The 9,182-nt window shown below is 66.2% G+C and carries 7 protein-coding genes and 1 pseudogene; 4 read left to right on the plus strand and 4 right to left on the minus strand.

Annotated features, from left to right (window positions below; genetic code table 11):
* Positions 1-1,512: methyl-accepting chemotaxis protein (locus FKP22_RS34250; protein ID WP_259372443.1), on the minus strand; the 1,512-nt coding region annotated here is incomplete at its 3' end.
* Positions 1,513-1,782: 270 nt separating this feature from the next.
* Here FKP22_RS34250 and FKP22_RS12495 point away from each other — a divergent pair.
* Positions 1,783-4,713 (plus strand): adenosylcobalamin-dependent ribonucleoside-diphosphate reductase, encoded by a 2,931-nt coding sequence (locus FKP22_RS12495; RefSeq protein WP_141287817.1) that lies wholly within the window; start codon positions 1,783-1,785, stop codon positions 4,711-4,713.
* Here FKP22_RS12495 and FKP22_RS12500 read toward each other — a convergent pair.
* Both FKP22_RS12500 and FKP22_RS12505 read right to left on the minus strand, forming a co-directional pair.
* Entirely contained in the window at positions 4,692-5,042 is a 351-nt protein-coding gene (locus FKP22_RS12500) for a type II toxin-antitoxin system RelE/ParE family toxin (RefSeq protein ID WP_141287818.1), read from the minus strand. The genes FKP22_RS12495 and FKP22_RS12500 overlap by 22 nt on opposite strands.
* Positions 5,039-5,290 carry a type II toxin-antitoxin system ParD family antitoxin gene (locus FKP22_RS12505; RefSeq protein ID WP_141287819.1) on the minus strand — a complete coding sequence of 84 codons (252 nt, stop codon included), beginning with the start codon at positions 5,288-5,290 and terminating at the stop codon, positions 5,039-5,041. Before FKP22_RS12505 ends, FKP22_RS12500 begins: the two co-directional genes overlap by 4 nt.
* A gap of 169 nt (positions 5,291-5,459) precedes the next feature.
* Between FKP22_RS12505 and ahpC the strand changes: the two genes are divergently transcribed.
* Together ahpC and ahpF are read left to right on the plus strand one after the other, a co-directional pair.
* Positions 5,460-6,023 (plus strand): alkyl hydroperoxide reductase subunit C, encoded by a 564-nt coding sequence (gene ahpC, locus FKP22_RS12510; protein ID WP_141287820.1) that lies wholly within the window; start codon positions 5,460-5,462, stop codon positions 6,021-6,023.
* Between the two features lie 241 nt (positions 6,024-6,264).
* Positions 6,265-7,839: an alkyl hydroperoxide reductase subunit F gene (gene ahpF, locus FKP22_RS12515; RefSeq protein ID WP_141287821.1), complete on the plus strand. Its 1,575-nt coding sequence runs from the start codon at positions 6,265-6,267 to the stop codon at positions 7,837-7,839.
* Positions 7,840-7,890: 51 nt separating this feature from the next.
* Here ahpF and FKP22_RS12520 read toward each other — a convergent pair whose 3' ends face one another.
* Positions 7,891-8,145, minus strand: coding sequence for a cysteine-rich CWC family protein (locus tag FKP22_RS12520; RefSeq protein WP_141287822.1), 255 nt, complete (start codon positions 8,143-8,145; stop codon positions 7,891-7,893).
* 123 nt (positions 8,146-8,268) lie between these two features.
* Here FKP22_RS12520 and FKP22_RS12525 point away from each other — a divergent pair.
* A pseudogene (locus tag FKP22_RS12525) lies at positions 8,269-9,182 on the plus strand (cache domain-containing protein); the annotation flags it as partial.

Genomic DNA, 9,182 nt, shown 5'->3' on the forward strand with positions numbered 1-9,182 from the left:
GGTCACCAGCTTGGCGGCCTGCTGCTTCAGGCTGTCGGCCGCGGCGGCGCTCTGCTCAACCAGCGCGGCGTTCTGCTGCGTCACCTGGTCCAGCTGCGTGACGGCGGTGTTGACCTGGCCGATGCCATCGTTCTGCTCGCGGGCGGCGGCGCTGATCTCGCCGATCAGGTCGGCCACGCGGCGCACCTGGGCGACGATGTCGTCCATCTGCGTGCCGGCGCTGCCCACCAGGCGCGAACCGGTCTCGACCTTCTCGACGCTGGCGCCGATCAGGCTCTTGATCTCCTTGGCCGCCTCGGCGCTGCGCTGCGCCAAGCTGCGCACTTCGCCGGCCACGACCGCAAAGCCGCGGCCCTGTTCGCCGGCCCGCGCCGCTTCCACCGCAGCGTTCAGCGCCAGGATGTTGGTCTGGAAGGCAATGCCGTCGATGGTGCCGATGATTTCCCCGATCTTGCGGCTGCTGCTGGTGATCTCGTTCATCGTGCTGACGACCTGGCCCACCACTTCGCCGCCGCGTGTCGCCGAAGCGCAGGCCGCGGTGGCCAGCTGCGAGGCTTGCTGGGCGGTGTCGCTGCTGGCCTTGACGGTCGAGGTCAGCTCTTCCATCGAAGAAGCGGTTTCTTCGAGATTGGCGGCCTGCTGCTCGGTGCGCTGGCTCAGGTCGGCGTTGCCGGTGGCAATCTCGCTGGAGCCGGTGGCAATGCTTTCGCTGCTCTGGCGCACCTGCCTGACCAGTTCGGCCAAGCGTTCGGCCATCGCATTGAGTGCCTGGTTCAGTGCGCTGACTTCGTCGCGGCCATCGGCCGGCAGGCGCATCGTCAGGTCGCCTTCGGCCACCCGGGTGGCCAGGCTCAGCGAGGCCTGCAGCGGCGTGGTGATCGAGCGGGTGATCAGCCAGGCCAGCACGCCTGCAATCGCCAGTGCGGCAACGGCAAACGAAATGGTCGCAACGCGCGAAGCTTCGTAGCCCTGCACCGACTCGGCCCGCGCGTCGGCTGCGCCCTTGCGGTTGAGTTCCATCATGGCCTTGTGGGTCGCGAGCAAGGCCATCAGCTTGTCGTTCGAGTCTCCGGTGGCGATCACGGCGCTCAGCACCCGACTGGTTTCGGATGCTGCCAGCAGCTTGTTGTCAACCGCGACATAGGCCTTCCACTGCGCGTCCAGCTGCTTTTTCAACTCGCCTTCTTCGGGCGAAGAAACCAGCTTGTCGTAGGCCGCCAGCAGCTCCGGGATTTCCTTCTCCACGGCCTGGTCCCGCATCGCGCGGGCCTTGTTCTTGTTCTCGACGTCAACCACCAGCACATGGCGCAGGCTCGCGGTTCTGGCCTTGGAGATGAGCGCGTCGAGCTCGCTCAGCGTGACCACGCTGGGCAACCAGTTGTCAGTCACCTGCAGCACGTTTTCCTGCATGGCGCTGAGCTTGGCCAGCGCAAGGCCGCTGGACAGCAGCAGCATCGCCGCCATCAGGCCGAAGGCCAGCCGCAGCCGGGTCCCGATCTTCCAATGTCGCATCTTGTTCACTTCGTGGAACCTCCAAAAAAAGCCGGATGTCTCCATTCGCGTGCATTGCAGGCACGCGCCCCGCCCGGGTGTTGCGGATTCGACCCTGTTTATCGACGCTTTCAATGCGAGGCTGAAGCCGGATCAGTGGTGCAAATCCGGACCTATCTGGCGGCCGCCGCTAAAACCCTCGGGTGCATGCAGACAGGCCCCACGGCAGGCCGCTTTGGTTCATCATGGAGGCTGTGGATTTCCACAGCCTCCGCAGCGCCATTGCCCGCCATGAACAAGACCTCCAGCACCACTGGCCGCCGCCCGTCGGCCGCCCCCAGCCTCGCCAACCTGCCGCCGCAGGCCATCAGCGAAGAGGTGCTGGTCGAGAAGTACGCCAAGGGCGAAGAACGCAGCGTCGACGAAGTGCGTGCTCGCATTTCGAACGCGCTTGCCGCCGCGGAACCCGCTGCACAGCAAGCCCACTGGGCCGCGCGTTTCCTGGACGCCCAGCGCCGCGGTTTCGTGCCGGCCGGCCGCATCAATTCCGCTGCCGGCACCGCGCTCAGCGCCACCTTGATCAACTGCTTCGTGCAGCCGGTGGGCGACTCCATCGCCAGCGAAGAAGACGGCGTGCCCGGCATCTACACCGCGCTGACCGAGGCGGCCGAAACCATGCGCCGCGGTGGCGGCGTGGGCTATGACTTCTCGCGCATCCGCCCGCGCGGTGCCTGGGTCGGCTCCACCCAGTCCAGCGCCTCCGGACCGATCAGCTACATGCGCGTGTTCGACCGCTCCTGCGAAACGGTCGAGTCCGCCGGCTCGCGCCGCGGCGCGCAAATGGGCGTGCTGCGCTGCGACCACCCGGACATTGAAGAGTTCATCCATGCCAAGGACCAGGGCGACCTGAAGAACTTCAACATCTCGATTGCCGTGACCGACGTCTTCATGGAAGCCGTGCAGGCCGGCGGCGAGGTCGAGCTGCTGCATCGCGCCGAGCCCGGCGCCAAGCAGAAAGCTGCCGGCGCCTACCAGCGCGGCGACGGCCTGTGGGTCTACCGCCGCGTGCCCGCCCGCGGCCTGTGGGACCAGGTCATGCGCGCGACCTACGACCACGCCGAACCCGGCGTGCTGTTCCTGGACCGCATCAACCAGGACAACAACCTGAGTTATTGCGAGACGATTGCGGCAACGAATCCTTGCGCCGAACAGCCACTTCCACCTTATGGTTGTTGCTGCCTCGGCTCCATTGACCTGACTCACTTCGTGGTGGAGCCGTTCGAACCCGGTGCGCGGTTTGACGCGGCCGGTTTCACCGAGGTGGTGAAGGTGGCCACGCGCATGCTGGACAACGTGCTGGACGTGACCGTCTGGCCGTTGCCGCGCCAGCAGGAGGAGGCGGCCAACAAGCGGCGCGTGGGGCTGGGCTTCACCGGCCTCGGCAATGCGCTGGCTATGCTGAACCTGCGCTACGACACGCCGGCCGCGCGCGACATGGCGCGGCAGATCAGCGAGATCATGCGCGACGGTGCCTATGACGCCAGCGTGGACCTGGCCCAGGAGCGAGGGGCCTTCCCGCTGTTCAATGCGGACCTGTACCTCTCGCGTGGCACTTTCGCCTCGCGTCTGCCGCAGGCGGTGAAGGACCGCATCCGCAAGCACGGGCTGCGCAACTCGCACCTGCTGTCCATTGCACCTACCGGCACCATCAGCCTGGCTTTTGCCGACAACGCCAGCAACGGCATAGAGCCGGCCTTCAGCTGGACCTACACCCGCAAGAAGCGCATGCCCGACAGCAGCTTCAAGGAATATGCGGTGGAGGACCATGCCTGGCGCCTGTTCCGCCACCTGAAGGGCGCCGACACGCCGCTGCCGGAGGCCTTCGTCACCGCGCTGGAGATGAGCGCCGAGGCGCACGCGCTGATGGTCGCGGCGGTCGCGCCCTGCATCGACACGTCCATCAGCAAGACCGTCAACGTGCCGGCGGACTACCCCTACGTCGATTTCCAGGACCTCTACATGACGGCGTGGAAAAGCGGGCTGAAGGGCCTGGCGACCTACCGGCCGAATGCGATCCTGGGCTCGGTGCTCAGCGTCGAGCCCACGCCCAGCGCCACGCCTGCACCGCTCACGACCCTCACCACCGACGGCGCGAACCAGCGCCTGAAACTGGAAAAGCTGCCAAAGCCGGTGCTCACTTCCTTGCGCTGGCCGGGCCGACCGGAACTGCGCGGTGGCAATCCGGCCTGGAGCTACATGATCCAGCACCCGCACGGCGACTTCGCGCTGTTCGTCGGTGAACTGCCGGCCGAAGCCGGGCCGGACGGCGGGCTGTTCGGCCGCACGCTGCCGTTTGAAGTCTGGGTCAACGGTGCAGAGCAGCCGCGTGGCCTGGGTGCGCTGGCCAAGACGCTGTCGATGGACATGCGCGTCAACGACCCGCAATGGCTCAAGCTCAAGCTCGACGCGCTGGCGACCGTCGCCGAGGAGCGCGCGTTCGAGATGGCCTTTCCGCCCAGCGGGGAGAAGCGGTTGTTTCCTGGCGTGGTCGCCGCGACGGCCAGCGTGATTCGCTGGCGCTGCGAGCAGCTGGGCGCGTTGCAGGACGGGCCGACGCCGGTGCTGGACGCGATGTTCAGCCGCGACGAGCCGCGCACCACCACGGCGGGCACGCTGGCCTGGGCGGTCGACGTGGACAACCCGGCCACCGGCGAAGCCTTCACGCTGACCTTGAAGGAAGTGGCGCTGGCCAGCCCGGACGCGCCGGCCGGCTACGTCACCCGGCCGTGTGCGCTCGGCTTCTCCGGCAACTACCCACGCGCGTTCGACGGGCTGGCGCGCCTGCTGTCGCTGGACATGCGGGTCATCGACCCAGCCTGGATCGGCATGAAGCTGCGCAAGCTGCTGAACGTCGGCGAGCCGCTGGGCCACTTCATGGCGCCGATTCCGGGGCAGAAACGCCAGCAGGTCTGGCCGAGCACGGTGGCCTATGTTGCCCGGCTGGTGATCCACCGCTACGCGATGCTGGGTGTGTTGGACGAAGAGGGCTTCCCGCTGCGCGAGATGGGCATCCTGGCCTCGCCAGCGCCCCGCACTTCGGTGGCCGACAAGGTCGTGCCGATGGCCGGCAAGCCCTGCCCGGAATGCGGCAACGCGACGATGATCCACAAGGACGGCTGCGACTTCTGCACCGCCTGTGGCTACGTGGGGCAGTGCGGTTGAATGTCCCCGGCCTGTTCCCGCATCTCTGTCGAAATGTCGCGCAGGCCGTGCAACACACGCCAGACGTCGATGTGGTCCTCGCGTTCGATGTAGAACACCAGGTGCGGGTAGGCGGTCAGGATCCAGGTTCGCAGACCGGGCAGGCCCAGTTCGTGGGCGTAACGCGGCGAACCTGTCGCTGGATGCAGGCCAATGTGGGTGTACGCGTCTTCCAGCGCATCGATGAAGCCCAGTGCCGCCGATTCAGCGTCTTCGCTGAGATAGTGGGCCAGGGCTTCGTCAACATCCCGATTTGCCTGTTCGCGTGGGATGACCGGTCTGGGCGTCACGCCTGCGGCGCAGGCTTGTCTGCCTGACGAGCCCGCTTTCGCAGGCTGTCGAAGTAGGCCTGGGTGACCGGTACCGTGGGGGCAGATGCTGCGCCAGCAAGCAGCAGCTTGCGCAACTGCTGGCGGTCCTGGTCGCGGCGAATCAGCTCCCGCATGTATTCACTGCTCGTGCTGTAGCCGTGTTGGCTGACCTGCGCGTCGACAAAAGCCTTGAGGCTGTCCGGCAGCGAGATGTTCATCGTGCTCATGTCGAAAGCTTAAGTGCTTTGGCAAGAAATGGCAAAGTTGGTGCTTCGCAATAGCTTCACTCAATCAGACACATTCGATCAATCAATCCAAAACATCGCGCGACCGGCCTAATATTCGTCCTGTCGATTGACTGACTTCCACCACCAACTGCCAGAGGAGCTCCAAAGCATGTCCCTGATCAACACCCAAGTCCAACCGTTCAAGACCGAAGCCTTCCACAATGGCAAGTTCATCACCGTCACCGAGGAATCGCTGCTGGGCAAGTGGTCCGTGCTGATCTTCATGCCCGCCGCGTTCACCTTCAACTGCCCGACCGAGATCGAAGACGCGGCTGACAACTACGCCGCCTTCCAGGCAGCGGGCACTGAGGTCTACATCGTGACCACCGACACCCACTTCTCGCACAAGGTCTGGCACGAAACCTCGCCGGCCGTCGGCAAGGCCAAGTTCCCGCTGGTGGGTGACCCGACCCACAAGCTGACCAACGCCTTTGGCGTGCACATCCCGGAAGAAGGCCTGGCGCTGCGCGGCACCTTCGTGATCAACCCGGAAGGCATCATCAAGACGGCCGAGATCCACTCGAACGAAATCGCCCGTGACGTGTCGGAAACCCTGCGCAAGCTGAAGGCCGCCCAGTACACCGCCGCCAACCCGGGCCAGGTCTGCCCCGCCAAGTGGAAGGAAGGCGCCAAGACCCTGGCACCGTCCATCGACCTGGTCGGAAAAATCTAACCACCCCCGAGGCGGCAAGCCGCCTCCCCCTTCGAGGGGGCGCCACCAGCGGACCGGCAGAGCCGGATCCGCGGCGGCTGCTGGACTCGGTTGAGTGTGATGACGGGCTTCGTGTTTGCCCACCTTCTCGCTGAATTCAGGCACTGTTGAAAACCCGTTCCAGCGGTCCGCTGTGGTGGGTTTTCAAGAGGGCCGGGACCAACTCGCCCTGATGAAACAAGTGCCACGAAAGGATCACGCCATGCTGGACAGCAACACCCAAGCGCAACTCGCCACCTACTTCGAACGCATCAGCCAGCCCATCGAGCTGATTGCCAGCCTGGACGATTCCGCTGGTGCCGCCGACATCCGCGAGCTGGTCACCGAGATCGCCGCGATCGCGCCGGACAAGATCAGCGCCCGCTTCGACGGCACCTTCGAGCGTCGCCCGTCGTTCCAGATCACCCGCGTCGGCCACAACATGGGCGTGCACTTTGCCGCCTTGCCGATGGGCCACGAGTTCACCTCGCTGCTGCTGGCGCTGCTGTGGGCTGGTGGCCATCCGCCCAAGGTCGAGCCTGAAGTGCTGGAGCAGATCAAGGCCATCGATGGCGATTTCGCCTTCGACACCTTCATGAGCCTGACCTGCCACAACTGCCCGGATGTCGTGCAGGCGATGAACCTGATGGCGGTCTTCAACCCGCGCATCCGTGCCGTGGCCATTGATGGCGGGCTGTTCCAGAAGGAAGTCGAAGACCGCCAGATCATGGCCGTGCCCAGCGTCTTCCTGAACGGCCAGCCGTTTGGCAATGGCCGCATGGAAGTGGGCGAGATCCTGGCCAAGATCGACACCGGCGCGGCCAAGCGCGAAGCCGCCAAGCTCAACGAGAAGGCCCCGTACGAGGTGCTGATCATCGGTGGCGGCCCGGCCGGCGCGGCTGCTGCTGTCTACGCTGCGCGCAAGGGCATCCGCACCGGCATCGTCGCCGAGCGTTTTGGTGGCCAGACCATGGACACCCTGGGCATCGAGAACTTCATTTCGGTGCTGGAGACCGAGGGGCCGAAATTTGCGGCGGCGCTCGAGGCCCATGTGCGCCACTACGGCGTGGACATCATCACGCTGCAGCGCGTGGCCAAGCTGGAGGCTGCGGCGCAGCCCGGCGGCTACGCCAGCGTGGTGCTGGACAACGGCGCCGTGCTCAAGGCCCGCAGCGTGATCCTGGCCACCGGCGCGCGCTGGCGCAACATCAACGTGCCTGGCGAGCAGGAGTACAAGACCAAGGGTGTGGCTTACTGCCCGCACTGCGACGGCCCGCTGTTCAAGGGCAAGGACGTGGCGGTGATCGGCGGCGGCAACTCCGGTGTCGAGGCTGCCATCGACCTGGCAGGCGTGGTCAAGAGCGTCACGCTGCTGGAGTTTGCCGACCAGCTGCGCGCCGATGCCGTGCTCGTGGACAAGCTCAAGAGCATGCCCAACGTCACCATCCACACCAACGCGCAGACGCTGGAAGTCACTGGCGACGGCCAGAAGATGAACGGCCTGCGCTACAAGGACCGCGTGGGCGGCGCCGAGCACAAGCTCGACCTGGCGGGCGTGTTCGTGCAGATCGGCCTGGTGCCCAACACCGAGTTCCTCAAGGGCACGCTGGAGCTGAGCAAGTTCGGCGAGATCATCATCGACGCCAAGTGCCACACCAGCCTGGCCGGCGTTTTCGCAGCGGGCGACGTGACGACGGTGCCGTACAAGCAGATCATCATCGCCGCCGGCGAAGGCTCGAAGGCGGCACTGTCGGCCTTCGACTACCTGATCCGCACGCCGGCACCGGCAGCTGCCTGACCCCCGGCGCGCCCCACAAAAAATGGCTTCCTTCGGGAAGCCATTTTTGTATCAGGCGCCTGGCAGTGGCTCGACGTCCGCGCCAGCCGCCACGGCCTGCAGGCAGCGCAGGCACAGGCAGCTGCCGTAGCGCTGGCGCAGCGCGGCCAGGGTGCTGTCGCTCAATTTCAGGGTGCTGCAGGCGCATGGGCCTGCGTCGTTCACGCCGCAGTGAAAACCGCCGCCACAGCGCGGGCAGCGGTCGCTGAATCGATTGGCAAGGGGCTGGGCGGTGGGCGTCGTCGTCGCCGGGTCAAGCGCTGGCATGCCGGCAGTGTGGCATGGCGTGGGCTTTGCCAAAGATGCACGGTACTTCCCCTGTACTTGGCCGGTTCTGCTCTCCGGGCGCTGGCTAGCATGCAGCAATGCCTCACTGTGAACGGTAAACCCATGACTTGTCCTGAGGACCTCGTCGCGCACATGCGCCGGGTGTTGGTGGCGGAGCGCGACCTGCACGATCTCGGCATGGTCTGGCGCCTGATCGAATCCAGCGCCGCCATCAGCTGCCCGGCCGAAGCCGCCACCATCCTGCCGACCCTGATCGACACGCGAGAACGTTTCGACCAGCTGCAGCGACGCCTGACCGAGCAGATGGCCGACGAGACCCAGGCCGAGCTGGCCGACGAACTCGCCGCCAAGGCCCAGTGCGCCATCGACATCCTGGTGCGCAACCTGTTCGAGCGCACGGCCGACGTCGGCTTTCTCGCGACCGACGAGGTTGTCGCCCGCTTCTGCGCTGCCGATGCTGCGCAGCGCGCGGCCGACGCGCCCGCGATGCGTGAGCGCCTGGCCGAATACCAGCGCAAGTACAGCGTCTACGACGACGTGCTGCTCTGCGCACCCGACGGCACGCTGCTGATTCGCCTGGACGACGGCAGCACCGACGCCGAACCTGCCGCCCGCCCGGCGCTGCAGCGCAGCCGCGAGCCACTGGTCGCCCAGGCCCTGGCCGCTGCCGGTTTCTGCGAACGTTTTGGCGCCAGCGACCTGGCTGCGACCGGCCAGTCCGCCGCATTGCTGTACGGCCACCGCATTGCCGACGCCGTCGGCCGGCCGGTGGGCGTGCTGCTGCTGCGCTTCCGTTTTGATGACGAGATGAGCCGGATCTTTGCCGACGTGGGCGGTGAGCGCCCACAGATCGCACTGATGCTGGTCGACGGGCAACAGCGTGTCATTGCCAGCAGCGACGTGACCCACGTGCCGCTGGGTGTGCGCCTTGCGCTGGCGGCGCCTGGCGCCACCGCCGGCATGCAGCTGACCCAGTTCGCCGGCCGCGATTACCTGGGCCTGCAATGCCTGGGCAC

This window comes from Ideonella azotifigens, assembly GCF_006519715.1.
Classification (GTDB): domain Bacteria; phylum Pseudomonadota; class Gammaproteobacteria; order Burkholderiales; family Burkholderiaceae_C; genus Ideonella; species Ideonella azotifigens.

What these genes read in the sequence shown, in the direction of transcription:
- ahpC (WP_141287820.1), top strand. Translation starts at nt 5,460, where the DNA reads ATGTCCCTGATCAACACCCAAGTCCAACCGTTCAAGACCGAAGCCTTC.
- FKP22_RS12495 (WP_141287817.1), top strand. Translation starts at nt 1,783, where the DNA reads ATGAACAAGACCTCCAGCACCACTGGCCGCCGCCCGTCGGCCGCCCCC.
- ahpF (WP_141287821.1), top strand. Translation starts at nt 6,265, where the DNA reads ATGCTGGACAGCAACACCCAAGCGCAACTCGCCACCTACTTCGAACGC.
- FKP22_RS12505 (WP_141287819.1), bottom strand. Translation starts at nt 5,290, where the DNA reads ATGAGCACGATGAACATCTCGCTGCCGGACAGCCTCAAGGCTTTTGTC.
- FKP22_RS12520 (WP_141287822.1), bottom strand. Translation starts at nt 8,145, where the DNA reads ATGCCAGCGCTTGACCCGGCGACGACGACGCCCACCGCCCAGCCCCTT.